The sequence below is a fragment of the Aromatoleum sp. genome, assembly GCF_036675785.1.
In the GTDB taxonomy this organism is placed as follows: Bacteria; Pseudomonadota; Gammaproteobacteria; order Burkholderiales; family Rhodocyclaceae; genus Aromatoleum.
In genome coordinates this window covers 1-25,260 of record NZ_JAKFEF010000053.1, presented here as the reverse complement: position 1 = coordinate 25,260, position 25,260 = coordinate 1, and the positions used below count along the sequence as shown (strand labels likewise).

Below are 25,260 nucleotides of genomic sequence, written 5' to 3'. Positions count from 1 at the left end.
TGCCTTTTCCGACGGACCGCAATTAATTGACGGCTTCGACCACCCAAGGCGTTAGCGAGAGATGTGCCATGTCACTTAGGTCATTGAAACAACACGCCTTCGTATGCCAATCAGGATCAATCCAAATCACCGAATGAACGTTCATTTGAACGTTCAGCGTTCAGGTGTTCCAGGCTTGACACTTTCCGGATCCGAATTCAGGCAACGCGAGCGGGAAGCATCCGCACTATTCGGCAGGACTGCTTCGTTCGAGATCAGCGCGAACGGTAAGGGCGGGCAGGAACTCGATACAGGCATCGCCCACTCACAGCGCTCATGCCGGTTTTTAGCAGGTTCAAATCACCTTTTTGCTCTGCAAACGGGCCCCTGCGGCATTTGAGCCAAATCAAGGTTCGACATTTAATAGCCGAGTAATTTTCTCGGCCATTATCGATTCCCCTTCCGTTCGCGAAGAAGAAACAATGCTGTTCGAGACTTATCGAAGATTCCTTTTTGCGGGCGAAGCGGCCGTCGACGCCCTCGGGACGACTCATTGATGACCGACGAGGACTGCAAGCTCGAATTGAGGATAGACGCGGCTGAAATTGCCGAGCGCAAACGATTCCTCGATTTCGACGAAACCGACGTGGCGCGGCTGCGAGCAGTTCATGAAAGGATTGCCGAGGCCCGCAGCGGTTTTTCAGATGGCCTTTACGATTACCTGCGACGCTATTCCCCGCTCGCAGCGCTGCTCGACGACGAGAAATCGGTAATCCGGCTCAAGGCTGCTCATGATCGCTACTTTGCCGAGCTGACCGAGGGCGACTACGGTGCAGACTATGTCCAGCGACGCCTCAAGGTCGGACTGGTGCATGCACAGATCGGACTCGAGCCGAAATGGTACGTGGGCGCCTTTCGGAAATATCTGGCCGACATGCTGCCGGCGCTCTGGGACCAGGCCGACGGAGATCGCGACAGCTTCCTCGGCACCTGCGACGCGCTACTCAAGGTCGTCGTCTTCGATCTATGCCTGACGCTCGATACTTACATTCATGCCGACAAGCGCAGCATCGCCCTGCGGGATCGCGCCATCGAATCCAGCGTCAACGGCATATTCATTGCGAACGCGACGCTCCCCGAATACCCGCTTATCTACGTGAATCCTGCGTTCGAACGCATTCTCGGGTTCGCGCCAGGCAGCGCCCTGGGCAAAGCCTGCATCTGTCGTGACGATGAGGCGGGCGAGGTTTGCAATGCCTATGCCGATGTCTGCCAGGCGATCAGCCGCGGCACCGAAGGCTACACGGTGCTCAACCTGATACGGGACAACGGCCAGCAGCAATGGGTGGAGCTCTTTCTCGCGCCGGTCGAGAATGAATCCGGCAACGTCACCCATTTCATCGGCGTGCTGAACGACGTCACGGATCGCACGCGGGCCGAGACCTTGATGCATCAGGCCAGCCACGACGTGCTGACCGGTCTGCCGAATCGCAGCCTGCTGCACGACCGGATCAGCCACGCTGTCGCGCGCAGCCGCGGAGGGCTGAACGCCGTGCTGTTTCTCGATCTGGACCGCTTCAAACTGGTTAACGATAGCTACGGACACGCGGTCGGCGACGGTCTCATCCGGGAGGTTGCCAGCCGCCTCTCCGGTTGCCTGCGCGAAGGTGACACGGTGGCGCGACTGGGCGGCGACGAATTCGCTGTTTTGCTGGAAGATCTGTCGAGCGCCGAGGATGTGGCGCGGCTCGCAGGAAAGCTTCGCGACCGACTCGCCGAAAACGTCCGCGTCGGCGGCCTCGAGCTGCCGCTGTCCGCGAGCATCGGCGTTGCCCTCGCGCCCCGTGACGGAACCGATCCGGAAACGCTGCTCAAGCACGCCGACATCGCGATGTATCGCGCCAAGGAATACGGACGCAACGGGTACTGCTTTTATGCTTCCGAAATGGACCACCACGCGCGCCGCCGCTTGACGGTCGAAAGCGAGCTGCGGCGGGCCCTGGTGGCGGGCGAACTGGAAGTTCACTACCAGCCGCAGGTTGACCTCGCCAGCGGCGCACTGATCGGCGCGGAAGCCCTGGTGCGGTGGCTGCATCCCGTGCGGGGCATCGTGTTGCCCGCGGAGTTCATTTCGGTGGCCGAGGAGACCGGGTTGATCGTGCCACTGGGCGAGCAGGTGCTCCGCGCGGCCTGCCGCGAGAGCGCGCGGTGGCGCGAGGCCGGGCGGCCCGATTTGAAGGTGGGAGTGAATCTGCCGGCCCACCAGTTTCGACAGCGCGACCTTGTCGCGAAACTCACCGCGATCCTCGCCGAGACGGGCGCCCACGCATCTCAGCTCGAGCTGGAGATCACGGAGAGCGTTGCGATGGCCGACGCCGATGGCAGCGCTGCGGTCCTTGCGAGCCTGCGCGACCACGGCATCTCGCTCGCGATCGACGACTTCGGAACCGGCTACTCGTCCCTGTCCTATCTGAAACGCTTTCCGATCGACGCCATCAAGATCGACCGTTCATTCATTCGCGGCATTCCGAATGACGGTGACGACACCGCGATCGTTCAGGCGATCATCGCAATGGCCCGCAGTATGCGCCTCTCGCTATTGGCCGAGGGGGTCGAAACCCCCGAACAACGCAGGTTTCTCCTCGACCAAGGGTGCCAGTCGGCCCAGGGCTATCTCTTTGGTCGTGCCATGCCCGCGACAGAGTTTTACGCGCTGATCGCCTCGACGGCGGCACCGCGTCCGCGGCCGCGTACCGCTGATCTGACCGCGAAATAGCTGGCTGCAGTCGGAGCATGCCGCGACGAAGTCCCGCCGCGGCGGCTACATCGACTCGCCGCGCAACGCCCGCAGGTGCCAGTCGAAAACCTCGCCGAGCAGGTGCGGCGTGTGGCGGCCGGGCGACTGGTCGAGCGCCCGCTTGTAATAGTCGGTCAGCGCCGGCTTGAAGTCCGGGTGCGCGCAGTTCTCGATGACGGCTTTCGCGCGCTGCTTCGGCGACAGGCCGCGAAGGTCCGCGAGGCCGCGCTCGGTGACGAGCACCTGCACGTCGTGCTCGGTGTGGTCGACGTGCGGGACCATCGGCACGATGCACGACACCGCGCCCTGCTTCGCGACCGACGGCGTCATGAAGATCGACAGGTAGGCATTGCGCGCGAAGTCGCCGGAGCCGCCGATGCCGTTCATGATCTTCGAGCCCATCACGTGCGTCGAATTGACGTTGCCGTAGATGTCGGCCTCGATCATGCCGTTCATCGCGATCACGCCGAGGCGGCGGATGACTTCGGGGTGGTTGCTGATCTCCTGCGGGCGCAGCACGATGCGGTCGCGGTAGCGGCCGAGGTCGGCGGTGAGCTCGGCGAGCGCCTCGTTGCTGAGCGAGAACGCGGTCGCCGACGCGCTCGCGAGCTTGCCCGACTTGATCATCTCGAGCATGCCGTCCTGCAGCACCTCGGTGTAGGCGGTCAGGTTGTCGAACGGTCCGTCGTTGAGGCCAGCCATCACCGCGTTCGCGATGTTGCCGACGCCCGACTGCAGCGGCAGCAGGTTCGCCGGCAGGCGCCCCTTCTTCACTTCGTGCGCGAAGAAATCGAGGATGTGCCCGGCGATGCGCTGCGAGTTTTCATCGGGAGCGCTGAACGCCGAGTTGCGGTCCGCGCTGTGCGTCTCGACGACCGCGATGATCTTGTCGGCCGCGCAGCGCAGGTAGGGTTCGCCGATGCGGTCCGACGCGCGGACGAGCGGAATCGGCTGCCGGTTCGGCGGCAGCTGCGTGCCGTAATAGATATCGTGCATGCCTTCGAGGTCGGGGCTCTGCCACGAATTGACCTCGAGGATGACCTTGTCCGCCTGGTCGAGCCACGTCTTGTTGTTGCCGACCGACGACGACGGGATCAGCCGGCCGTCTTCGAGGATCCCCGCGACCTCGACGACCGCGACGTCGAGCTTGCCGAGGAAGCCGGACCAGACGAACTGCGCGACGTGCGACAGGTGGATATCGATGTATTCCATCCGGCCGTCGTTGATGCGCTCGCGGCAGGTCGGGTCCGACTGGTACGGCAGCCGCATCTCGATGCCGTCGACTTTCGCGAGCGCGCCGTCGAGCTCGGGCGCGGTCGACGCCCCGGTCCACACACCGATGCGGAATTTCTCGCCGCTCGCGTTCGCGGCGTTGATCCGCGCGGCGAGCGCCTGCGGCACCGCCTTCGGGTAACCGGCGCCGGTGAAGCCGCTCATGCCGACGTTCGCGCCGTTCGGGATCAGGCGCGCGGCGGCGTCCGCCGACATGACGCGATCGCGCAGCGCCGCGCAGTGAATTCGATTCTCTTTGCTCATCGTGTTCCGTCTCCAGACAGCCCGCATCGGCGTTGCCGGGGACGGAACGCGGACGGGCGAAAGGTCCCGCTGCTGCGGGTCGCGAGCGACCGCTCGATGTCATCGCTTGTGGCGAGGCATCGGGCCGCTTCTTCTAGCTTGTACGGGAATCGCGCACCACCCGGGCGGGGCAGTGCGCGCTGCGCTCGGTCGTATCCGGCCGACGACAGAGGAGGGAGAGGGCCGCCGGTCAGGACCGATGCATTGGTAGCGAGTCTAGTCAGCGCTTTGCCCGCTCACAAACGACGATTTATGATGCGATGCATTAGCCCCAGTTAACCATCGAACGATGAAGTACCGTTTGCCCGGCCTCGCCCTGCTGCGCACCTTCGAAGCGGCCGCGCGCCGCCTGAGCTTCAAGAAGGCGGCCGAGGAACTCCACGTGACGCCCGCAGCGGTGAGCCAGCAGATCAAGGCGCTCGAGGACTGGCTCGGCGTCCCGCTCTTCCGCCGCATGACCCGCGCGCTGGAACTGACCGAGCAGGGCGCGGCGATGCTGCCCAAAGTGCGTGAAGGCTTCGAGTGCTTCGACGCGGCGGTCGAGGCGACGCGGGAGCGTGCGGCCGTTCCGCTGACGGTCATCGCGCCACCATCGTTCGCGAGCCACTGGCTCGTGCCGCGCCTGGCGCGCTTCTCGGGGGCGCACCCCGACATCGAACTGCGCCTCGCGAGCACGGCGGACACGATCCACCGGCGCGGCGAGGCGGCGGTGCTCGAAAAGGACGATGACTCGCGCGACCCGAGCAGCAAAGTCGCGATCCTGTACGGTCAGGGGGACTATCCCGGCTACCGCGTCGAACGCGTCTTCACGCCCGACTACGTGCCGGTTTGCGCGCCGTCGCTGCCGGGCCTCGCGGCGCTGACGGCGCCGCGCGAGCTCCGGCGCTTCACGCTGATCCACGACGAGACGCTGCACGAGCAGGTGCACGGCGGGCGGTCGCGCTCCGGCTGGGGGCAGTGGCTGCGGCGCGCCGGCGTGAGCGGCGTCGACGCGAGTCGCGGCCCGCGTTTCTCGAACGCGGTGCTCGCGATCGACGCCGCGCTCGCCGGCCAAGGGATCGCGCTGGCGTCGAAACCGCTCGTCGAAGCGCGCGTCGCCAATGGCAGCCTCGTGATCCCGTTCGACCTCGCGCTGCCGTCGGCGCTTTCGTACTTCCTCGTGATGCGCGAATCGATTTCGCACCGTCCGGCGATCGAGGCGTTCCGGGCCTGGCTGCTCGCCGAGGCCGCGGACACGGGCGGCACGACGGACTGAACGCCGCGTCGCTCCCCGCGTCCGCTCAGATCGATCGACGAACCGACTTCACGCCGCCTTTTGCTCCTCCGGCGGCGAGCCGCTTTTGATCGCGCCGCGCAGCCAGGTGCGCAGTTCCGGGGTGTCCTCGTGACCATGCACCGCGACCGCGTGCTGCGCCGCAGCCTCGACGAGTTCGTCGTCGGTGTCGGCCGACACCGCGACGGTGCAGTTCGTCGCGCTCGGATATTCGCGGCAATCGATGTATTTCCTCGTCATGGCGAGCTCCTTCGAGAAAGCGGGCTCGTGCCGCGCGTTGTCGTTGTCGGGCATTTGGCGGACGCGGATCGCAAGTCCTTCACACTCCCTTATTTCCCTATAGGTCGCATCAGGGCAGAGGGCAATCGGAAATTCGGCCGCCGCGGCGCTCAGATGCCGGCCCGCCCCGCGATCGTCGGTGCGTCCTGGTCCTCCCGTTTATCGGCGCGCACCGCGGCCAGCGAGGCCGGCGCGATCAGGCCCTGGGCTGCGGCGTGCACCGCCGCGAACTCGGTATCCGGCGCGAGGACGAGCTGGGCGCCGGTGTGCCGGACCTCGTCGATCAGCCGGTCGATCGCCTCGACGCGCCCCGGGTCGGGATTCACGCTGCGGATATAGATCGCGCGGATCCTGCCCGGATGTGCGTGGACGATTTCGGCGTAAACCTCGGGATCCTTCTCGCCGCTGTCGCCGATCAGCACGAACGGCAGGTCCGGAAAGCGTCGCAGGATGCGCTCGATGTTTTCGAGCTTGTGCCGGTGCTGGTGGCGCGACGACAGCAGCGACTGCCTGCTGAAGTCGCGCAGCAGCAGCGGCCCGGCGGGGATGTCCTGCAGGCGCAGGAACTCGACCAGCGGCGTGTAAAGATTCCACGGGCTGCCCGAGACGTAGAAGATCGGATTGCCTTCGTCGCCGCCGGCGCCGTCGGCGAGCGCGCGATAGAACGCCGCGACGCCCTTGAACGGCTTGCGCGTGTGCGCGTTCGAGCGAATCAGCAGCATCAGCATGCGCAGCTTGTTGCGGACGTTCGTCCACACGACGGTGTCGTCGATGTCGCTGATGACGCCGAAGCGGGCCGTCGGCGGCGGCACGAGAACCGGCGCCGCGACGCGCACCCCGGCAGACCGCGGCACGGGGCTGACGAGTTCGAGTTCGGCTTCATGCCAGCCACTGCGTTCCAGCGGCACGGCCGGCGACAGCTCGACGCTGAAGTGCCCTTCCGCGTCGGCGACGAGGGGCTCGTCGAGGCCGGCGAAGCGCACCCGCAACCCGGCGCCCGGCACTTCATCGGTCTCGAGCCGCTTGTACAGCTCGATCAGGTTGCGCAGCGTGCGGTCGTTCGGCGTAGGCACCGCGAAAGCCTCGTCCTTCAGAACGCGGCCCTGGATCAGCACGCATTCCTGCGTCCCGTACCCGGCGTAGGCGGCGATGATGAATGGGCCGCGTGGCGGCAACAGGCGGCGCACCCGCACGCGCGTATGCGCCGCGAGCCGGTCGGCGCGGCTCAGGAAACCATGAAGACGGCGCGGCGCATTCATTCCGATTCTCTCGTCCGCTGCATCCGGACCAGGTCCAAAAAATCTTCGGGGTTCGTCGATTCGGGGGCTTCAGTTCCTGCCGCCGCAACGCGAAAAACCGCCGTCGACGTCGCCCGCCCAGACCGCCGCGCCTTGCAACGCACGTTCCCGCAGCGGCTCGGGCCTGACATGGCGACGTGATTGCGCGGGACTTGCGGGAACCCGCCGCGAGCCGGTTCCCCCGGCCGCGCGGGCGCCGATCGACCTTGAACGGCCCCCCCCTCGGGTGCCAGATTGACTGGCGGCTTAGGCGCGAGGTGCGACATGAATCACGTCCTGTCCCTGGTCTTCCTCTTCGTCGTCCTGCCGGCACACGCGGCGCTATTGCGCTTCGACCTGAGAGGCGAATTCGAGGCGGCGTTCGATCCGCCGGTGCGCGGGACGGTCGCGATCTCGCACGACCTGAACGACGGCCCGAGTCAGCCGTCGTTTGCCGACACGGTGGCGCCGAACGGCACCCTCGCCCCGGACTACTTCGTCGGAACCGAATTCTTCTCCGCCGCCATCCCCAGCACGAGCCCCGAAGAGTTCGGCCCGATCGGTCCGGTTTCAATGCGTTTCGGCAACGGCGACGCACTGACGCTGAAGCCGTTTGCGAACTCGCAATCCATTTCGTCGGTCGCGTTCAACCGCTACCGCTACAGCTTCGACCTGGTCATGAGCGGCGAGGCGTTCGTGTTCCTGACCTACGAACTCCTGTTCTCGCCGCCGGACGGGGTGCCGTTCTGGCATCGCGCCTTCGTCGAATCGCTCGACGCGCCGGTGCAGCTGCTCGCCTTCGCCGACATCGAGAGCGCAGAGGGGATGATCGAGTTGAGCCAGCTCAACATGGCGGTGGAGTTCACGAGCGTGAGGATCGCGCTGCCCGCCGCTGCGCTCCCCGAGCCGCACGCGCTCGTGCTCGCGGCGACGGGCATCCTCGCGCTATGGGCCGCGAGCCGGCGAACGCTGCTTCGGGACCCGCGGCGGCGTGAAGCGTCAACCGCCCGGCGACGCGTCCGGATTCGTGCTTAGCGTCGGGCGAGCAGCAGTCCGCATTCGAGGTGGTGCGTGTACGGGAACTGGTCGAACACCGCGGCGGCGGCGATGCGATGCGTGTCCTGCAGCGCGGCGACGTTGTCGTGCAGCGTCTGCGGATTGCAAGAGACGTACAGCACGCGGTCGAAGCGGCACGCGAGGTCCACGGTCGCGTCGTCGAGGCCGCTGCGCGGCGGATCGACGAACAGCGTCGAGAAGCGATAGCCGTCGAGGTCAAGGTCCTTCAGGCGGCGGAATTCGCGCACGCGCGCGAGCGCGCCGCTGATCTCGTCGCTCGACATCCGCAGCATCGCGACGTTGTCGATGCCGTTCGCGTCGAGGTTGTAATGCGCCGCGTGCACCGACGACTTGCTGACTTCGGTCGCCAGCACCTGACCGAACAGCGGCGCCAGCGCAACCGTGAAATTGCCGTTGCCGCAATAGAGTTCGAGCAGGTCGCCGCCGAGCCCCGCCGCCTGCGCGCTTGCCCAGCCGAGCATCTGCCGGTTCACGCCGCCGTTGGGCTGCGTGAAGCTGCCCTCGATCTGCTTGTAGCGCAGCCGCCGGTCCCCGAGTTCGAACTCCTCGAGCACCCAGTCGCGGTCGAGCACGATCTTCTGCTTGCGGCTGCGCCCGATCAACTGCACGCCGAAGTCGGCGGCGAGTCCGCGCGCGGCCGCTTCCCAGCTCTCATCGAGCGGGCGGTGATAGACGAGGGTCACCATCAGCTCGCCGCTCAGGGTCGCGAGAAAATCCACCTGGAACAGCCGGCGTTTCAGGATTTCGTCGCGCTGCAGCCGTTCGCGCAGGCGCGGCATCAGCGCGCAGATCGGCTCGGCGGCGGCCGGAAAGGTGTCGATCGCGACCGGTTGCTTCGGGTCCGCGGGGTCGAACATCGCGTAATCGACGCGGTCGCCGTCGTGCCACATCCGGAACTCCGCGCGCAGCCGGTAATGCATCGGGGCCGACGCGAACACCGCGGGCTCGGGAACGGCGAAGGGCGCGAACGCGCGCTTGAACCCGGCCACCTTTTCGGCGAGCTGGGACGAGTAAAGGGCGGGGTCGATGCTGGGCAGGGGCATGGTAGGCGTGACGAAGAGGCCGGGACGGTCGCCTGCGCGTCGTTTGCGGAGCCGGCGCGAAGCGAGCGGCGAAATATACGCGCGTTCGTCCCAACGCAGAACCGCGCGCGATTTTGCACCTTCCCGTCCGGCCGTTGTCCTCACGAAAACGACCGGGCGCGACCGCGCCGTCACCGGAGACTTGCCGATGCTTCGTACGCTCAACGACCTGTTCCGCAACCTGTTCGACGCCGCGCCGTCCGCGAACGAAATGGAAAGTGCGCACGCGCTGCAACTCGCGACGGCGGTCCTGCTCGTCGAGGTGATGCGCAGCGATTCGGAAGTCGGCCCGCGGGAGCGGCAGGCGGTGCTCGCGGCGCTGCGCACGAAGTTCGACCTCGCCGACGACGAACTCGCGCGCCTCGTCGAGCTCGCGGAAACCGAAGCGACCAACGCGACCGATTTCCACCGTTTCACGTCGCGGATCAACAAGGGGTTCAGCGCCGAGCGGAAGCTGCGGATCGTCGAGTTCCTGTGGCAGGTCGCGCTCGCCGACGGCCACCTCAGCCACCACGAAAATCATCTGATGCGCCGGCTCGGCGACCTCCTCCACATTCCGCATGCCGACTACGTCGCCGCGAAGCAGCGCGCGCGCGAGCGGATCGACGCGGGCGAATGAACGGGGATCGGCATGACCGGCAAGGATGCGGAAAAGACCGCGGCGCCGTTCATCCGCCCGGACGCGTCGCTCGACGAGCTGCGCGAGGCGGCCGGGCACTGCACCGGCTGCGATCTTTACAAGAACGCGACGCAGACGGTATTCGGCGAAGGGCCGGACGACGCCCCGGTGATGCTCGTCGGCGAGCAACCCGGCGACGCCGAGGACCGCGCGGGGCAACCCTTCGTCGGCCCGGCCGGGCGGCTGCTCGACAAGGCGCTCGCCGAAGCCGGCATCGACCGCTCGCGCGTTTACGTCACGAACGCGGTGAAGCACTTCAAGTGGAGCGTCGTGCGCGGCCACAAGCGGCTGCACCAGACGCCGAAGATCATCGAAGTACGCGCGTGCGCGCCGTGGCTGCGCGCGGAGATCGAGCGGGTCCGGCCGCGCGTCGTGATCCTGCTCGGCGCGACCGCTGCGAAGTCCGTGCTCGGTCCGGGTTTCCGCGTGACCCTGCATCGCGGCGAACCGGTCCGGTCCGACCTCGCCGAGCGCGTCGTCGCGACGGTCCATCCGTCCTCGCTGCTGCGCATGCCCGACCCCGACGCGCGCGCCCGCGCGTTCGACGAATTTGTCGACGACCTGCGGAAAGCCGCGGGGGAGTCTCCTCCCCCGGCGCGCGGACCCGCGTAAAATCCACGCCCCGCTCCGCAGTCCGCCGGTCCCCGACCGCGAAACGCGCCGCCCGGCAGGCATCGGAAGCAACACCCGATCCATGGCCGCGCCGTTCGCGCGCCGCTGCGCGGCACCGCGCACCCGCGGCGCCCGGCCCAAGACACAGGAGACGAAAAATGCCGAAGTTCGCCGCCAACCTGACGATGCTGTTCAACGAGGTCGGTTTTCTCGACCGCTTCGACGCAGCGGCGAGCGCGGGCTTCGAGGCGGTCGAATGCCAGCTCCCCTACGCGTTCCCGACGGAAGCGCTCGCCGAGCGGCTCGACCGCGCCGGGCTCGTGCTGGTGCTCCACAACCTGCCGGCGGGCGACTGGGACCGCGGCGAACGCGGTATCGCGTGCCACCCGGACCGCGTCGGCGAGTTCCAGGACGGCGTCGGACGCGCGATCGACTACGCGCAGGCGCTCGGCTGCAAGCAGTTGAACTGCCTCGCCGGCATCGTGCCGGCCGGCGTCGATGCGGAGCGGGTGCACGCGACCTTCGTCGACAACCTGCGCTTCGCGGCGCCGAAACTCGCCGCCGCCGGCATCCGGCTGCTCGTCGAGCCGATCAACACGTTCGACATTGCGGGCTTCTACCTGAGCCGCACCGATCAGGTCGCGCGGCTCCTCGACGAGGTCGGCGCGGACAACCTCTTCATCCAGTACGACATCTATCACGCCCAGCGGATGGGAGACGAGCTCGCGGCGACGATCGCCCGTTTTCTGCCGAAGATTGCGCACATGCAGCTCGCCGACCACCCCGGCCGCAATGAACCGGGCACCGGCGAGATCGACTGGCGCCGTCTGTTCGACCACATCGACCGCCTCGGTTACGACGGCTGGGTCGGCTGCGAATACCGGCCGACCGGGACGACGGCCGACGGCCTGGGCTGGATCGAGCGGTTCACACGCTGAACACCGCGTTCCTTCGACAGCCCCAGCGAACCGATGTATTTCCCTTAGGGTTTAACGCAAAGAGAACGCCGCGATGCCTGACACTCCCCGCGAACTCCTCGCACGCCTGTTCGCCGCCGCGGTCGCCGCCGCGCAGCCGGAGCGCTGCCTTCCGCGCCACCTTCCTCCACCGCCGAAAGGCCGCACGCTCGTGATCGGCGCGGGGAAGGCGTCGGCGGCGATGGCGCGCGCGCTCGAACGCCACTGGGCGGGTGCGCTCTCCGGCCTCGTCGTCACTCGCTACGGCCACGCGGTGCCGTGCGAGCGGATCGAGATCGTCGAGGCTGCGCACCCGGTACCGGACGCGGCCGGCGAAGCGGCTGCGCGGCGGATGCTCGAACTCGTCCAGGGGCTCGGCGAGGACGATCTCGTGATCTGCCTGATCTCGGGCGGCGGCTCGGCGCTGCTGCCGCTGCCGGCCGCGGGCCTCGCGCTCAGCGACAAGCAGGCGGTCAATCGCGCCCTGCTGCAGTCGGGCGCGACGATCTCGGAGATGAACTGCGTGCGCCGGCACCTGTCGGCGATCAAGGGCGGACGGCTCGCCGCCGCGTGCCATCCGGCGCGCGTCGTCAATCTGCTGATTTCGGACGTGCCCGGCGACGATCCGGCGAACATCGCGTCCGGCCCGACCGTCGGGGACCCGACGCGCTGCGCCGACGCGCTCGACATCGTCCGCCGCTACCGCATCGACCTGCCCGCCGCGGCGCGCGACCTGCTCGAAACGGGTCGTGGCGAAAGCGTCGAGCCCGCCGATCCGCGGCTCGCGCGCGTGGCGACGACGCTCATCTCGACGCCGCAGATGGCCTTGCAGGCGGCCGCGGACGTCGCCGCCGCTGCCGGCTTCACGCCGCTCGTGCTCGGCGACGCGATCGAAGGCGAGGCGCGCGAGGTCGGCAAGGTCATCGCCGCGATCGCGCACCAGGTCCGCCGCCACCGCCAGCCGGTCGCGCCGCCGTGCGTGCTGCTGTCCGGCGGCGAGACGACGGTCACGGTGCGCGGCGACGGGCGCGGCGGGCGCAACGTCGAATTCCTGCTGTCGCTCGCGATCGCGCTCTACGGCGAGCCGGGCATCCATGCGCTCGCCGGTGACACCGACGGCGTCGACGGCCAGCAGGAGATCGCCGGCGCCTTCGTCGCGCCCGACACGCTCGCCCGCGCGTGGGCGCGGCAGATGAACCCGCGCGAACGGCTTGACGCGAACGACGGCCACGGCTTTTTCGAGGCGCTCGGCGATTCGCTCGTGACCGGACCGACGCTGACGAACGTCAACGATTTCCGCGCGATACTCGTCCTATGACTCCGGATGCCCCAACCCCTTAAGGAGAAACGAGAAATGAGAACGATCAAGGCACTGACGCTCGATGATGCGAAGCGGATCGCCGCGGCCGCCGAGGCCGAGGCGAACCGGAACGGCTGGGCGGTCAGCATCGCGATCTGCGACGCCGGCGGCCATGCGCTTTGGCTGCAGCGCATGGACGGTGCGCCGTTGATGAGTACCCAGGTCGCACCGGAGAAGGCGCGCACCTGCGTGATGACCGGCAAACCGAGCAAGGCGTTCGAAGACATGGTGAACAACGGCCGCTACGCCGCGCTGGCGATGCCGGTGGTGCCGCTCGAAGGCGGTGAGCCGATCGTCGTCGAAGGCGTCATCGTCGGCGCGGTCGGCGTGTCGGGGGTCAAGGCGGGCGAGGACGCGCAAGTCGCGCGCGCCGGCATCGCGGCCTTGACCGGCACCGGCGGATAAAGCGCCCGCTACGGCGCGCCTGCCTCGACGCGGGGGCCCGCCGCTTGCCCGAGTGTCGCTGCCGACCTCACATGGATTTCACCGCGACCTCGTCGAGCACCGCGAGGAAACCGGCGAGCAGCGGGCTCGGCGTGCGCTCCGCCGCGGCGATCGCGAGCGAGAAATACGCGCCCTCGTCGAGCAACGCCAGGTAACGCACGCGCGGCAGCCTGACGCATTCGAGCGGACCGGGCAGCATCGCGACGCCGAGGCCGGCCCCGACAAGGCCGATCTGCGTCGTCGCTTCGCGCGCGGTCTGCACTATGCGCGGCTCGAACCCTGCGCTGCGGCACAACCGTTCGAGCACGAATGGCAAACCGGAGCCGACGTCCGGAGGAAACGCGATGAAGCCGTCGTCGCGAAACTGGTCGAGCGACACCGCGCCCGCGCCGGCGTGGGGATGCGCCGCATTGACGACGAGCCGCAAGGGGTCGCGCCCGATCTCGCGCACGCCGACCCCGGCCGGCACTTCCAGCCCGCCATGGCGCACGAACCCGACGTCGAGCTCGCGCCGCGCGAGCGCGGCCAGTTGGTCGAGCGTGAACATCTCGCGCAATTGCAGCGCCACGTTCGGGTAGCGCTGACGGTAACGGTAGAGCGTGTCGGCAAGGGTCGACGTGTATGCGAGCGACGACGCGAAGCCGATCCGGAGTTCGCCGGCCTCGCCGCGGCCCGCGCGCCGGGCCTCCTCGACTGCCGCGCGCGACTGCTCGAGGATCCGGCGAGCGTGATCGAGAAACCGTTTGCCGGCCTCGGTCAGCGTGACACGCCGCTTTTCGCGGTCGAACAGCGGAGTGCCGACCTCTTCCTCCAGATCGCGAATCTGCATCGACAGCGGAGGCTGGCCGATATGCATGCGCTCGGCCGCGCGCGTGAAGTTCAGCTCTTCGGCGACGGCGACGAAGTAGCGCAGGTGGCGCAATTCCATAGCTTGCTTTCGTATATGGTTTTCACCATTTCAATATATTGGACAGATAGTCGAGAGGCAACCTAGGATGCTTTCCAGACCTTACGCGAGTTCGATATGTTGAAAACCGACCTCCCCGACCTTCCGATCGCCAGTGCCGCAGCCCGCGCCGGCGCCGCCGTTGCCTGCGACCCGGACGCCCGCATCGAAGCCGGCACGTCCGCGTTTCGCCGCGTGAACCTCGCGATGTTCGTCGGCGGTTTCGCGACGTTCTCGACGCTCTACGCGACGCAGCCGATCCTGCCGCGCCTGTCCGCGGACTTCGCGGTCGCGCCGACGAGCGCGAGCCTGTCGGTCGCCGCCGGCACCGCCGCGCTCGCGGCGATGCTGATCCCAGCGAGCGTGCTGTCCGACCGCTACGGCCGCGAGCGCGTCATGAAAACCGCGCTCGTGCTCGCCGCCGTCGTCGCGCTGGCGACCGCATTCGCGGCGGATTTCGGGCAATTGCTCATGCTGCGCGTGTTGCTCGGCGCCGTTCTCGCCGGCCTGCCGGCCGCGGCGATGGCCTACATCGGCGAGGAAGTCGCGCCGGGCGCGCAAGGGCGGGCGATGGGACTGCTCATTGCCGGCAACTCGCTCGGCGGCATGAGCGGCCGCTTCCTCGTTGCGACGCTCACCGACTGGACGTCGTGGCGGGTCGCCCTCGCGGTGCTCGGCGTGCTCGCCGTACTTGCCGCCCTGTTGTTCTGCCATGCGCTGCCGCGATCGCGCCAGTTCCGCCAACGCGCCGTCAGCATCGCCGCCGTCGCGCGCGATACCGCCGCGCTCTTCGCCGACCGGGCCCAGCGCTCGCTGTTTGCGATCGCCTTCCTGATGATGGGAGCCTTCACCAGCCTCTACAACTACCTCGGCTTCCGCCTGCACCTGCCGCCGTACTCGCTGGGGCAGACCGCGATCGGCGCGGTGTTCCTGCTGTATTTTGTCGGCACGCTCTCGTCGGCGTGGACCGGCCGGCTCGTCGACCGCATCGGCCGGCGCAAGGTCCTGTGGTCGATGATCGTCGCCAGCGTCGCCGGCCTCGCCGTCACGCTGTCCGACCATCTCGCGCTGGTGATCCTCGGCGTCGGCGGCCTCACCTTCGGCTACTTCGGCGCGCACACCGCCGCGAGTGGCTGGGTCGGCCGGCGCGCCGGCGAGCGGCGTGCGCTCGGCTCGGCCCTGTACCTGTGCAGCTACTACCTCGGCGCGAGCGTCATCGGCACCCTTTCGGGCCTCGCGTGGGAGCACGGCGCATGGCCCGGCCTCGTCACCGCCCTCGCGGCCGCGACGGCGCTCGCCCTCGCCGCCGCGTGGCAACTTCGGAACCTGCAGCCGATCGCCGCACCGGCGCGACCGGCTTTGAATACCGGCTCGTAACCCGGGCCGCGCGCGCCGCCCCGCTTCGTCACCGCGCCTTCGCCCCGGGATTTTCGCGTTTCAATGCCGATGCCGGTGATGCGCGTCGGGGAAGTGCGCGTGCGTGTGGCGCAGCGGTTCGTGCCGATGCGGATGGCGGTGCGGCTCACGGCCGTCCCAGTCGAAATCGTGATCGTGACGGTGGTGTTCGTCGTGGACGTGCAGATGGTCGTGCGCGATCGCCTCGTGCTGATGCTCGTGCTCGTGCCGCTCGGTCAGGTGCAACCAGACACCGAGGGCCATCAACAGGCCAGCGGCGACGAGTTGGGGCGCCAGCGGCTCGCCGAGCAGCACCGCGAGCAGCGCGCCGAAAAACGGCGCGACGCTGAAATACGCCCCGGAGCGGGCCGTGCCGAGTTCGCGCAGGCCGACGACGAAAAGCGCGAGGCTCACGCCGTACGCGAGCAGGCCGACGCCCATTGCGGCGACAGCTTGCGCAGGCGGGGGCAGTTCGGCGCCGATCGCCAAGGCCAGTCCGAGATTGACGACGCCCGCCGCGAGTCCTTTCACCGACGCGACCCACGTCGCATCGGCGAGCGACACCTTGCGGGTGAAGTTGTTGTCGAGGCCCCACGCGAGGCAGGCGCCGAGGATCAGCAGCGTCGGCACGAGCCCGGCGAACTGCGCCTCGCCCGGCCACGCCAGGACGAGCGCGCCGGCGACGATCGCGAACATGCCGAGCGCGATGCGGCGGTCGACGCTTTCGCCGAACACGAACCACGCGAGCAGCGCGGTGAACACCCCTTCGGCGTTGAGCAGCAGCGAGGCGCCCGATGCGGGCATTCCCGCGAGCCCGAACATCAGCAGCACCGGCCCGGCGACGCCGCCCGCCGCGATCGCCGCGACGAACCAACTTACCTCGCCCCGCGCGAGCCGCACCGCCGGCTGCCGCGATGCGGCGCGGTAGAGCCATAGCCCGATCCCCGATCCGAGGTACAGCAAGCCCGCGAGCAGCCACGGGCCGACGCCGTCGAGCAGCCGCTTCGCGAGCGGCGTTCCCGCGCCGAACAGCAATGCGGCAAGCAGCGCGGCGCGGACGCCGGGCGTGCAGGCGATGACGGTCGGGCTCATGATCCTGTCGACGCGGCAGCGCGAGCACTCCGCGGCCTGTTCGCTGCACCCCGGAACTCCCGCATCGCTCTTCGCCCCTCTTTCGCTCGCGTCGCGCCGGACGATGCCTGTCCGCTGCGGACAAGGTCAAGCACCGGGTCGCGCCGAGCGCTTTACAAAGCGACGCATCGGGGAGCCGGCTTTCCTGCTACCCTTCTCGGACGCCGCGGCGCCCGCGTGCGTTTCCGTGAATTTTCCACGAGGAATCCCTGGTCCGCGTCGCGGATCGCGGCGACTTCCGCATTTGCAGGTAGAAAAAACTTTTGACGACACGATTGCAAACCCGTGGCCTCTCCGCCGATCCGTTGCTGCAATGGACGAACCTCGCGCTCAAGACCGCGGAGATGATGGTCGCCTCCGCCCAGGTGATCGGACATCGGACTACGCGGATCGCCGGCGCGGGCTTGAGCCCGAGCGAACACGACCAGCGGGAATTCACGTTGATGGGACAGGAGAAGATCGAAGCTGCGACGGAGTCGGCGCGGGCGATGACCGAACGGCTGATTCGGATCAACGGCCGCCTGTGGACCGAGGCGTCGACGCAGATGTTCGCGGGCGCGAGCGCGATGTGGTCGCTCGCGACCAGCCCGTCACTCGCGGCATCGTTCGAACGCCAGGCGGCGCTTTTCGACGCGATGCGCGCACCGGCATTCGGCGCGACGGGTTTCGCGGGCTCGGCGGCCCGGCTCGCCCACTCCGTCCTCAAGCCGATCCACGCCAGGGCGACCGCGAACGCGCGCCGCCTGGGCACGCGTTAAGACTCGGGCTGCCGGCTTTGCGGTCGCCGCAATGGTGGCGGCCGACTCGCTGCACGCGCCGCACGGCGTCGGCTTCCGGCTGCGACTCGTGTCGGCTCGCGTGCCACTGCGCCGGAGACATCCGGCAGGGCCACAGGGAATTCATCACCCGGCCCTCGCTCAACCCGGTGACCGGACGGACGCCTGCCCCTCGCGGTTCTTCGCCTGCAGCGCCTTCAACAACCCGTCGATGCCGCCACTGCTGACCTCCGACGCGAAGCTGCTGCGGTAGCTCGTCACGAGGCTGACGTTGGCGACCGCGACGTCGATGACCTTCCACCCGTTGGCGCTGCGCGCCAAGTGGTAGTCGAGCGCGACCGGCTGGCCACCGGGCTGGTTGATCTGGCTGTCGACCCTGACTTCGTTCGCGTCGCTGCCCGGACGCACCGGTTTGAACGTCACGGTCTGGTCGCGGTAGCGCGTCAGCGAATTCGCGTACGTGCGGACGAGAAGCTGACGAAACTCGTCCGTCAACGCCTCGCGCTGAGCGGCGTCCGCCTGCGCCCACGCGCGGCCGACGGCGAGCGCCGTGATCCGCGGAAAATCGAAATGCGGGGCGATCCGGGTTTCGATCAGTTCGGCGGCGCGCTTCGTGTCGCCGGCCTGGATCTGGCGGTCCTCGCGAAGAATCGCCAGGACTTCCTCGGTGACGCTCTTCACCAGTTCGTCCGGCGCGCGCTCCTGGGCCGCGGCGGGGGTCCCTGCGAACAGCAGCAACGCTGAAAACAACAGGCGGGCAAATACGGTCATCGTGGTGCTCCTCCTGGCCTTGGGCGCCGCGCGGTCCTCTCCCGGGGAAGGGAGCCGCGCGGCGCGAGTCGCTCCGCGCGGATGCGACGCTGAGGGCTCAGTCGCTTACGGCATCACCTTCCTCTTGGGGCTGCTGTTCCACTCGTTCATCGACACCTTGCCGTCGCGGTTGGCGTCGATCTCATCGAAGCGCGCCTGCATGTCGGCCGAGCGCTTGGCCTCGTCCTTGCTGATCTGTCCGTCCTTGTCACGATCGAGTTCCTTGAACATCGACGACGTATCGCCGCTCTTCATCGTGCCGGTCGCATCCGGCGTCGTCGATCCGCCCGGGGTTCCCTGCGGTTGGGCCGAGTCGGTGCGAGGAGTCGAATCCTGGTAGCCGCCCTGCGCCAAGACCGCCATAGGCAGCGAAGCAGCGATCACCAGTGCCGTGAGAGTGAGCTTGCGTTTCATCGTCCATCTCCTATCGGTTTGCATCGAGCAGCCGTTCGATAACCGGCTGGGCACGGTAACGCAACCGCGATGCCAGCTCCCCGGAGCGCCTTTCCCGGCGCGGGTTTCGAGGATTCCGGGGAATTCATGGAACATGACCGGTGCGGCAAACCTGTCGCCGGCCCCCGACGCCCCGCCCTGCGATGCCGCCTCCGCGAGCGCAAAGCGCGGCAAAAGCGCGTGTCGTCCGCCGACGACATCGCAGCGCCTCCGGAGCAAGAAATACGCGGGCTCGCGTGAAAAAAACGAAGACGAAGCCCCGCGGGCAGTGTTGCTCGACCTGATCCAGCGCCCCTGCATGCCGGTATGCGATTTGACAAAGCCGGGGCGGCCTTCTACACCGAGATCGTCGAAAAGAACGGGAACAGCGGCCCCGAACGGCGCCTTTGCGAATGCACGCCTATGTGGGTGGCATCAAATGCAACCGTTCGCCCTGAGCTGTCGAAGGGCATTGGCCGGGCTTCGACAGGCTCAGCGCGAACGGTATTTGGTTGCGGCTAATCGTTTTTCCTCGCCCAGTGGATTCCGTTCGGGCCGAGCGCTTCGCCCGGCTAGGAATAGGCTTGGCTAAGACGGACGGGCTCCTGATGCCGACGATGACGAAATCGGGCGAAATCGCGCTCCGGCTGCCGGGCAATCCCCTTCCCGTGACCGGCGCACGCGACGCCTTGCCGCATGCGCTGTCGGCGGGAAGCCGGGCCGACGGCGCTGCGGACCCGTTCCTCGACCGCGTCCTCACGATCGAAGCACGTTTCAGCCTCGTCGCGCCGGGCCGCGCCGGGGGGCCGGAAACCACGACCGCGGTCGGCGACGACCGGCTCCTCGCCTTCGAAGCGGACGACGGCACGAGCGTGTTCATTCGTGCCGACAAGCTGCGCGACGATCTCGCCCGCGTACACCCCGAAGCGATCGGAGCCGACGGCTCGATCGACGTCGGCGCGCTGCGCGATCCGACCGCCGCCGCGCGCGGCATCACGGACTGGATCTGGTCGGGTATGTCGGTGCTGTCGTTGGGCAGCGACGCGATCACCGACGCTGCGCTCGACAAGGCGACGGAGTGGCTCGCCGAATGGCTCGGCGAAGCCGCGGGTGACCTCGCATCCGGTGGTGCTTCATGGCTCGGCGCGAAGGCGCTGATGTGGGCAATCGAGAACCGGCTGCCGGGCGAGCCCGGAATCTACCAGTGGCGCGATGGGGGCACGCTCGCGGCGTCGGACCGCTGCGAGCCCGGGGACGCGCGCCTCGCGGCCGGCGCGGACGCTCCGATGCTGCTTTTCATTCACGGCACCGGCTCGCACACGCTCGGCAGTTTCAAGGACTTGCGCAGCGGCAGCGCCGCCGGCGACTGGGAGCCGCTCGCGCGACGCTTCGGCGAGCGTATGTTCGGCTTCGAACACCGGACGTTCTCCGAGAGCCCGATCGACAACGCGCTCGCGCTGGCCCGCGCGCTGCCGGCCGAGGCCCGGCTGTCGCTTGTCACGCATTCGCGCGGCGGCCTCGTCGGCGACCTGCTGTGCGTCGCCGGCCTGTCCGACGCCGAGATCGCCGCGTACCGCCGCGCGCCGCCGCCGAACACCGTCGAAACGACGCAGCAAAAGCAGCTTCGCGACCTCGTCGCCGCCCGCGAGCAGGAATCGCTGCGGGCGCTGCGCCGGGAGCTCGAAACGAAGAACTTCCGCATCGAGCGCTACGTGCGCGTCGCCTGCCCGGCGCGCGGCACGCTGCTGCTGTCCGACAACCTTGACGTCTTCCTGTCCGGGCTGCTGAGCCTGACCGGGCGATTCGTCGGCGCCGTCAGCGGGCCGGCCGGCGGCGCGGCGCTGTCCGCGCTCAAACGAATCGTGCTGGAGATCGCCGACAAGCGGATCGAACCACGCCTCGTGCCCGGCATCGAGGCGATGCTGACCGACGCGCCGATGGCCACGCTGCTCGCCGGCGCGCAGCGCAAGCAGGGCGTCGAGATGGCAATCGTCAGCGGCGACGTCGAAGGCGGCAACGTGCTGAAGCGGCTCGGCGCGCGGTTCACGGACTGGATGTTCTTCGACCGCGTCGACAACGATCTCGTCGTCGACACCGAGTCGATGTACGCCGGACTCGCCGCGCGCAACGAGGCCCGCTACCTCTTCGACCAGGGCGCTTCGGTCAATCATTTCAGCTATTTCGCGAACCGCACTTCGCGCGGCGCGTTGCGCGACTGGCTGACGGCCGACGATCCGGCGGCGCTGCCCGCGTTCGCCCCCCTCGCGCGCCGTCACGAACCGGACGCGGCGGCGGCGCGGACCCGCGCCGCCCTTCGTGCCGCCCCGATGCCCGACACGCGGCCGGTCGTGATCGTGCTGCCGGGCATCATGGGTTCGCACCTCGAAATCCGCGCCGCGCAGCGCGCGCCCGGCGACGGCGACCGGGTGTGGTTCGATTTCTTCGACCTCGCAACGGGTGGCCTGTCGAAGATCCGCTTCGACCGGCCCGACGTGCGCGAGGAAGACCTGTTCGACATGGCGTACGGCGACCTCGCGGAACACCTCGCGGCGAGCCATTTCGTTATCCGCTGCCCGTACGACTGGCGGCGCCCGGTGCAGGCCGACGGCGCGGCCGCGGACCGCCTCGCCGACATCCTGAAACGGGCGCTCGCGGACCACCCGAGCCAGCCGGTGCGCCTGCTCGCGCACAGCATGGGCGGCGTCGTCGCCCGCGCGATGATCGCGAAACATCCGCAACTCTGGGCCGAAGCCGTGCGGCGCGCCGGCAGCCGGCTCGTGATGCTCGGCACGCCGAACAACGGCTCGCACCTGATGGTCGAGGCCCTGCTCGGCAAGTCGGACACGATGCGCAAGCTCGCGCGCCTCGATCTCGCGCATGGCCTGCAGGGCGTGCTCGATATCGTCGCGGGTTTTCCCGGTGCGCTGCAGTTGCTGCCGCGGCCGGATTTCGTCGACAGCGGCCCGAGCTGGGAAGGCAGCTATCTCGACGCGGCGGTGTGGCCGGCGCTCGCGCAGCACAACCGCGACCGCTGGTTCGGCGACCGCGTTGCCGGCGCGCCCGTCGCCGAGACCGTCGCGCAAGCCCTGGCGCTGTGGCAGGGTCTGCTCGCGACGAACGACGCGCCGCAGCCGGTCGAGCGCGTCCACTACGTGTTCGGCAAGGCCGAGAACACACCTTGCGGCCTCGTGCTCGACGGCGACCGCCTGAAGATGGTCGGCACGCCCGAAGGCGACGGCTCGGTGAGTTGGGCGTCGGGGCGGCTCGCGAATCTGCCCGACGCGCAGTGCTGGTTCATGCCGGCGGACCACGGCGGGCTCACGGACACGCCCGAGCACTTCCCGGCGCTCGTCGAGCTGCTCGAAACCGGCACCACGGCCCGGCTCGGCCGCGTGCCGGTGCCGCGCGGCGCGGCGGCGGCGACGGTCCGCTACGACGCGCCGCCGCCGGTGCTGCCGACCGAGGAAGAACTCGCGCGCAGCATCGCCGGAACGCGCCCGACACGGCGCCGTCCCGCCGCCGCGGTGCAGTCGCTGCAGGTCTCGGTGACCGCGATGGACCTGCGTTTCGCACGGCAGCCGGTGATCTGCGGCCACTACATCGGCGATCCGATCGCCGGCGCCGAATTGAGCATCGACCGCTATCTCGTGCAGGGGGCACTGCGCCAGCGCGAGCGGCTCGGGGTCTATGCCGGCGACGTCGGGTCGAGCGCGATCGTGCTGCAGGCGCGCGGGTCCGAAGACCGGCTGCGCGGCACCGGCCGCGGCGCGGTCATCGTCGGTCTCGGTCGCTTCGGCGAGCTCACGACGATGGACATCGGCGAGACGGTCCGCGCCGGCGTGCTGCGCTTCCTGCTGCACTCGCTCGATCGCCAGGGCGCGGACGACGCCGGTGGGAACGGGTCCGACGGCGACCTGACGCTCGCGAGCCTGCTCGTCGGCTACAACTCGACCGCGCACATCAACGTCGAAGACTCGATCGCGATGATCGTGCGCGGCGTGATCGCGGCGAACCGGCAGTTCGCCGACGCGATGCCCCGCACGCGGTTGCGCGTCGCACGGCTCGAACTGATCGAACTGTTTCTCGACACCGCGATCACCGCCGCGCGCGCCGTGCGCGAACTGCCCGAGCGCATCGCCGGCGACCTGCGCAGGCTCGAAGCGCGCATCGAGGCAGCCGAGGAACTGCGCGAAGGCGAAGGGGCGCGCCCGCGTCTCACGGTGTTCGCGCGTTTCGGCTACTGGCCGCGGCTGATCGTGACCGACGCCGACCGCCTCGACGACGCGCTCGACCCCGCGCCCGACGACGCCGGGCTGCGTCCGTCCCCGCTGCCGGGTGGCGCGCTGCAGCCGCCGTCCCGCCCGGTCGCGGCCCGCCTCAAGTACGTCTTCCTGTCCGAGCGCGCGCGCGCCGAGAGCGTCGTCCAGCAGCGCCAGCCCGGGCTCATCGAAGCACTCGTGAAGAACGCGATCCGCCGCGACGAGTACAGCCCGGATCTCGCGCGGACGCTGTTCCAGTTGATGATTCCGCTCGATTTCAAGGCCGCCGCGCGCGACACCGAAAAGCTCGTCCTCGTCGTCGACGGCTACACGGCGAACCTGCCGTGGGAGATGCTGCAGGCCGACGACCAGCCGATGGCGCTGAAGACCGCGATGGTGCGCAAGTTCGAGTCGACGCGCTACCGGCGCAATCCGATGATCCTCACGCGCAAGGTCGCGTGCGTCATCGCGAATCCCTCGACGCGCGGCTACCTGTCGGTGTTCGGCGACCCCGCCCTGCCCGCCCCCGCGACCAAGGACGACCATCTTCCCGACCTCCCCGGCGCCGCCGCGGAAGGGGCGGCGATCCGCGACCTGCTGCTGCAATGCGGGTACGAAGTCATCCACGGCGAAGGCCTCGAAGCGCTCGACGTCTTCGCGCGCCTGTTCCAACAGGCCTGGCGCATCCTCGCGATCGCCGCGCACGGCGTGTTCCGCGTCGTCGCGCGGGACGGCCGGGCGCGCAGCGGCGTCGTGCTGTCGGACGGATTGCTGCTCACCGCGGCAGAGATCGGGCAGATGGAAGTCGTGCCCGAACTCGTGTTCCTCAACTGCTGCCATCTCGGCGCGATGAGCGCGAGCCCCGAGACCGCGAACCGGCTCGCGTACAGCCTCGCGCGCGAGCTGATCGAGATCGGCGTGCGCTGCGTCGTCGTCGCCGGCTGGCAGGTCAACGACGAAGCCGCGACGGTCTTCGCGACGGCTTTCTTCGACGCCTTCGTCGCGCGTGGCCAGCCGTTCGGCGCCGCGGTGTTTTCGGCGCGGCGCGCGACCTGGGAACGGTTTCCGCAGTACAACACTTGGGGCGCGTACCAGGCCTACGGCGAGCCCGAGCACATGCTGGAGCCGCCGGGCGAGGACGTGCCGGACTGGGGCACGGCCGGAATGGTGTCGCCGGCCGAGTTGCTGAACACGCTCGCGGGCGCGCGGCTCGATCTGAGCCATGAACACGCCGACCGGGCGATGCTCGAACGCCGCCTTGCGGCGCTGCTCGGCTCGGCGCCGGAGGGCTGGCAGGCGCTGCCCGAAGTGCAGGCGGCGATCGGCGCGGTCTATGCCGAACTCGGCGGGGACGGATTCGAACCCGCGTGCGCGGCATACTGCCGCGCGATCGAAGTCGAGGACCGACGCGGAAGCGTGCCGATCCGGACCATCGAACAGCTCGCGAACCTCGAAGCGCGCACCGGGGAAGCACGCGGCGAGCTCGCGCTGATCGACCGCGCGGTCGTCCGCCTGCGCGGCCTGATCGACCTGTGCGCCCCGCCGGGCGGGGTGCCGGGCGTGCCGGTGGCCATGGAACGGTACGGCGTGCTCGGCAGCGCGCTGAAACGCAGGGCGGCGATCCTCGCCGCGACGGGCACGCCGTGGCCGAAGGTCGAAACCGTGCTGCGCGAAAGCCGCGACACCTACGCCTGCGGCGAGGGCAGCGCCGATTCGCCGACGTTCGACCCCTACGCCACGCTAAACCGGCTGCAGCTCGACTGGCTGCTGCTGGCGGATGACGCGGACGACGCGGACGATGCGCGGGAACGCCTCGCCGCACTCGCGACCCGCTCCGCCGACGCGGCGCGCAGGCAGTTCGCGGGCACCGGTGATTTCTTCGACGCGGTAAAACCGGCCGACGCCGAACTCACGCTGCGGCTGCTCGCCCGTCTGCGCGACAAGGATGTCGACGACCTCGAACGGATCTACCGCGACGCCGTCGGGCAGGTGCCGCGCAGCGCGCGCAAGTTCGACTCGGTCGTGAAGCAGATCCGCCTGCTCGCCCGCTTCGCCGCGCTGCGCGGCCGGCGCGGCGACGCTGGGCTTGCCGTCCTGCTCGACAGGCTCGCTGCGCGCCTC

At 68.7% G+C, this 25,260-nt stretch carries 19 protein-coding genes; 11 read left to right on the top strand and 8 right to left on the bottom strand.

From position 1 onward, the window contains the following. The first annotated feature begins 535 nt into the window (after nucleotides 1-535). On the top strand, nucleotides 536-2,755 hold the full coding sequence (locus V6M37_RS11275; protein WP_332673296.1) for a putative bifunctional diguanylate cyclase/phosphodiesterase: 2,220 nt from the start codon (nucleotides 536-538) through the stop codon (nucleotides 2,753-2,755). Between the two features lie 45 nt (nucleotides 2,756-2,800). Here V6M37_RS11275 and V6M37_RS11270 read toward each other — a convergent pair whose 3' ends face one another. Next, nucleotides 2,801-4,312 carry an acetyl-CoA hydrolase/transferase family protein gene (locus V6M37_RS11270; RefSeq protein WP_332673294.1) on the bottom strand — a complete coding sequence of 504 codons (1,512 nt, stop codon included), beginning with the start codon at nucleotides 4,310-4,312 and terminating at the stop codon, nucleotides 2,801-2,803. Between the two features lie 328 nt (nucleotides 4,313-4,640). Here V6M37_RS11270 and gcvA point away from each other — a divergent pair, with 328 nt between their 5' ends. Further along, nucleotides 4,641-5,606 carry a transcriptional regulator GcvA gene (gcvA, locus tag V6M37_RS11265; protein WP_332673291.1) on the top strand — a complete coding sequence of 322 codons (966 nt, stop codon included), beginning with the start codon at nucleotides 4,641-4,643 and terminating at the stop codon, nucleotides 5,604-5,606. A gap of 48 nt (nucleotides 5,607-5,654) precedes the next feature. Here gcvA and V6M37_RS11260 read toward each other — a convergent pair whose 3' ends face one another. Both V6M37_RS11260 and V6M37_RS11255 read right to left on the bottom strand, forming a co-directional pair. Continuing rightward, nucleotides 5,655-5,864: a DUF1059 domain-containing protein gene (locus tag V6M37_RS11260; protein ID WP_332673289.1), complete on the bottom strand. Its 210-nt coding sequence runs from the start codon at nucleotides 5,862-5,864 to the stop codon at nucleotides 5,655-5,657. Between the two features lie 149 nt (nucleotides 5,865-6,013). After that, nucleotides 6,014-7,162 carry an App1 family protein gene (locus V6M37_RS11255; protein WP_332673287.1) on the bottom strand — a complete coding sequence of 383 codons (1,149 nt, stop codon included), beginning with the start codon at nucleotides 7,160-7,162 and terminating at the stop codon, nucleotides 6,014-6,016. 303 nt (nucleotides 7,163-7,465) lie between these two features. Between V6M37_RS11255 and V6M37_RS11250 the strand changes: the two genes are divergently transcribed. Beyond that, nucleotides 7,466-8,215 carry a hypothetical protein gene (locus V6M37_RS11250; protein WP_332673286.1) on the top strand — a complete coding sequence of 250 codons (750 nt, stop codon included), beginning with the start codon at nucleotides 7,466-7,468 and terminating at the stop codon, nucleotides 8,213-8,215. On the opposite strand, the gene trmA is transcribed toward V6M37_RS11250, so the two are convergent. Further along, entirely contained in the window at nucleotides 8,212-9,300 is a 1,089-nt protein-coding gene (gene trmA, locus V6M37_RS11245; RefSeq protein ID WP_332673284.1) for a tRNA (uridine(54)-C5)-methyltransferase TrmA, read from the bottom strand. The two genes, V6M37_RS11250 and trmA, sit on opposite strands and share 4 nt — an antisense overlap. Before the next feature lie 187 nt (nucleotides 9,301-9,487). On the opposite strand from trmA, the gene V6M37_RS11240 reads away from it, so the two are divergent. The 5 genes from V6M37_RS11240 to V6M37_RS11220 all read left to right on the top strand — a co-directional run bounded on the left by V6M37_RS11240 (nucleotide 9,488) and on the right by V6M37_RS11220 (nucleotide 13,351). Next, nucleotides 9,488-9,958 (top strand): tellurite resistance TerB family protein, encoded by a 471-nt coding sequence (locus V6M37_RS11240; RefSeq protein WP_332673282.1) that lies wholly within the window; start codon nucleotides 9,488-9,490, stop codon nucleotides 9,956-9,958. A 12-nt stretch (nucleotides 9,959-9,970) separates the two neighbouring features. Next, nucleotides 9,971-10,630 (top strand): UdgX family uracil-DNA binding protein, encoded by a 660-nt coding sequence (locus V6M37_RS11235; protein ID WP_332673280.1) that lies wholly within the window; start codon nucleotides 9,971-9,973, stop codon nucleotides 10,628-10,630. Nucleotides 10,631-10,788: 158 nt separating this feature from the next. Continuing rightward, a complete protein-coding gene (hyi, locus tag V6M37_RS11230) occupies nucleotides 10,789-11,568 on the top strand; it encodes a hydroxypyruvate isomerase (RefSeq protein ID WP_332673278.1) in 780 nt (259 codons plus the stop codon). A 73-nt stretch (nucleotides 11,569-11,641) separates the two neighbouring features. Further along, the gene (locus tag V6M37_RS11225; protein ID WP_332673276.1) at nucleotides 11,642-12,904 is read left to right on the top strand and encodes a glycerate kinase type-2 family protein; all 1,263 of its coding nucleotides are present in this window, start codon (nucleotides 11,642-11,644) and stop codon (nucleotides 12,902-12,904) included. A gap of 36 nt (nucleotides 12,905-12,940) precedes the next feature. Next, nucleotides 12,941-13,351 carry a GlcG/HbpS family heme-binding protein gene (locus tag V6M37_RS11220; protein ID WP_332673273.1) on the top strand — a complete coding sequence of 137 codons (411 nt, stop codon included), beginning with the start codon at nucleotides 12,941-12,943 and terminating at the stop codon, nucleotides 13,349-13,351. Nucleotides 13,352-13,418: 67 nt separating this feature from the next. On the opposite strand, the gene V6M37_RS11215 is transcribed toward V6M37_RS11220, so the two are convergent. Next, nucleotides 13,419-14,318 carry a LysR substrate-binding domain-containing protein gene (locus V6M37_RS11215; protein ID WP_332673270.1) on the bottom strand — a complete coding sequence of 300 codons (900 nt, stop codon included), beginning with the start codon at nucleotides 14,316-14,318 and terminating at the stop codon, nucleotides 13,419-13,421. A 225-nt stretch (nucleotides 14,319-14,543) separates the two neighbouring features. On the opposite strand from V6M37_RS11215, the gene V6M37_RS11210 reads away from it, so the two are divergent. After that, nucleotides 14,544-15,713, top strand: coding sequence for an MFS transporter (locus V6M37_RS11210; protein ID WP_332673400.1), 1,170 nt, complete (start codon nucleotides 14,544-14,546; stop codon nucleotides 15,711-15,713). Between the two features lie 60 nt (nucleotides 15,714-15,773). Here V6M37_RS11210 and V6M37_RS11205 read toward each other — a convergent pair whose 3' ends face one another. Further along, a complete protein-coding gene (locus V6M37_RS11205) occupies nucleotides 15,774-16,823 on the bottom strand; it encodes a DMT family transporter (protein ID WP_332673268.1) in 1,050 nt (349 codons plus the stop codon). Nucleotides 16,824-17,125: 302 nt separating this feature from the next. On the opposite strand from V6M37_RS11205, the gene V6M37_RS11200 reads away from it, so the two are divergent. After that, entirely contained in the window at nucleotides 17,126-17,620 is a 495-nt protein-coding gene (locus tag V6M37_RS11200; RefSeq protein WP_332673266.1) for a polyhydroxyalkanoate granule-associated phasin, read from the top strand. 159 nt (nucleotides 17,621-17,779) lie between these two features. On the opposite strand, the gene V6M37_RS11195 is transcribed toward V6M37_RS11200, so the two are convergent. Together V6M37_RS11195 and V6M37_RS11190 are read right to left on the bottom strand one after the other, a co-directional pair. Continuing rightward, nucleotides 17,780-18,409 (bottom strand): MlaC/ttg2D family ABC transporter substrate-binding protein, encoded by a 630-nt coding sequence (locus tag V6M37_RS11195; RefSeq protein ID WP_332673263.1) that lies wholly within the window; start codon nucleotides 18,407-18,409, stop codon nucleotides 17,780-17,782. Nucleotides 18,410-18,514: 105 nt separating this feature from the next. Next, entirely contained in the window at nucleotides 18,515-18,862 is a 348-nt protein-coding gene (locus V6M37_RS11190) for an EF-hand domain-containing protein (protein WP_332673261.1), read from the bottom strand. 602 nt (nucleotides 18,863-19,464) lie between these two features. Here V6M37_RS11190 and V6M37_RS11185 point away from each other — a divergent pair. Next, a partial coding sequence (locus V6M37_RS11185; protein WP_332673258.1) for a CHAT domain-containing protein occupies nucleotides 19,465-25,260 on the top strand: 5,796 nt, incomplete at its 3' end.

What these genes read in the sequence shown, in the direction of transcription:
- V6M37_RS11260 (WP_332673289.1), bottom strand. Translation starts at nt 5,864, where the DNA reads ATGACGAGGAAATACATCGATTGCCGCGAATATCCGAGCGCGACGAAC.
- trmA (WP_332673284.1), bottom strand. Translation starts at nt 9,300, where the DNA reads ATGCCCCTGCCCAGCATCGACCCCGCCCTTTACTCGTCCCAGCTCGCC.
- hyi (WP_332673278.1), top strand. Translation starts at nt 10,789, where the DNA reads ATGCCGAAGTTCGCCGCCAACCTGACGATGCTGTTCAACGAGGTCGGT.
- V6M37_RS11220 (WP_332673273.1), top strand. Translation starts at nt 12,941, where the DNA reads ATGAGAACGATCAAGGCACTGACGCTCGATGATGCGAAGCGGATCGCC.
- V6M37_RS11235 (WP_332673280.1), top strand. Translation starts at nt 9,971, where the DNA reads ATGACCGGCAAGGATGCGGAAAAGACCGCGGCGCCGTTCATCCGCCCG.
- V6M37_RS11275 (WP_332673296.1), top strand. Translation starts at nt 536, where the DNA reads ATGACCGACGAGGACTGCAAGCTCGAATTGAGGATAGACGCGGCTGAA.
- V6M37_RS11240 (WP_332673282.1), top strand. Translation starts at nt 9,488, where the DNA reads ATGCTTCGTACGCTCAACGACCTGTTCCGCAACCTGTTCGACGCCGCG.
- V6M37_RS11205 (WP_332673268.1), bottom strand. Translation starts at nt 16,823, where the DNA reads ATGAGCCCGACCGTCATCGCCTGCACGCCCGGCGTCCGCGCCGCGCTG.
- V6M37_RS11215 (WP_332673270.1), bottom strand. Translation starts at nt 14,318, where the DNA reads ATGGAATTGCGCCACCTGCGCTACTTCGTCGCCGTCGCCGAAGAGCTG.
- V6M37_RS11210 (WP_332673400.1), top strand. Translation starts at nt 14,544, where the DNA reads ATGTTCGTCGGCGGTTTCGCGACGTTCTCGACGCTCTACGCGACGCAG.
- V6M37_RS11270 (WP_332673294.1), bottom strand. Translation starts at nt 4,312, where the DNA reads ATGAGCAAAGAGAATCGAATTCACTGCGCGGCGCTGCGCGATCGCGTC.
- V6M37_RS11255 (WP_332673287.1), bottom strand. Translation starts at nt 7,162, where the DNA reads ATGAATGCGCCGCGCCGTCTTCATGGTTTCCTGAGCCGCGCCGACCGG.
- V6M37_RS11225 (WP_332673276.1), top strand. Translation starts at nt 11,642, where the DNA reads ATGCCTGACACTCCCCGCGAACTCCTCGCACGCCTGTTCGCCGCCGCG.
- V6M37_RS11250 (WP_332673286.1), top strand. Translation starts at nt 7,466, where the DNA reads ATGAATCACGTCCTGTCCCTGGTCTTCCTCTTCGTCGTCCTGCCGGCA.
- gcvA (WP_332673291.1), top strand. Translation starts at nt 4,641, where the DNA reads ATGAAGTACCGTTTGCCCGGCCTCGCCCTGCTGCGCACCTTCGAAGCG.
- V6M37_RS11195 (WP_332673263.1), bottom strand. Translation starts at nt 18,409, where the DNA reads ATGACCGTATTTGCCCGCCTGTTGTTTTCAGCGTTGCTGCTGTTCGCA.
- V6M37_RS11190 (WP_332673261.1), bottom strand. Translation starts at nt 18,862, where the DNA reads ATGAAACGCAAGCTCACTCTCACGGCACTGGTGATCGCTGCTTCGCTG.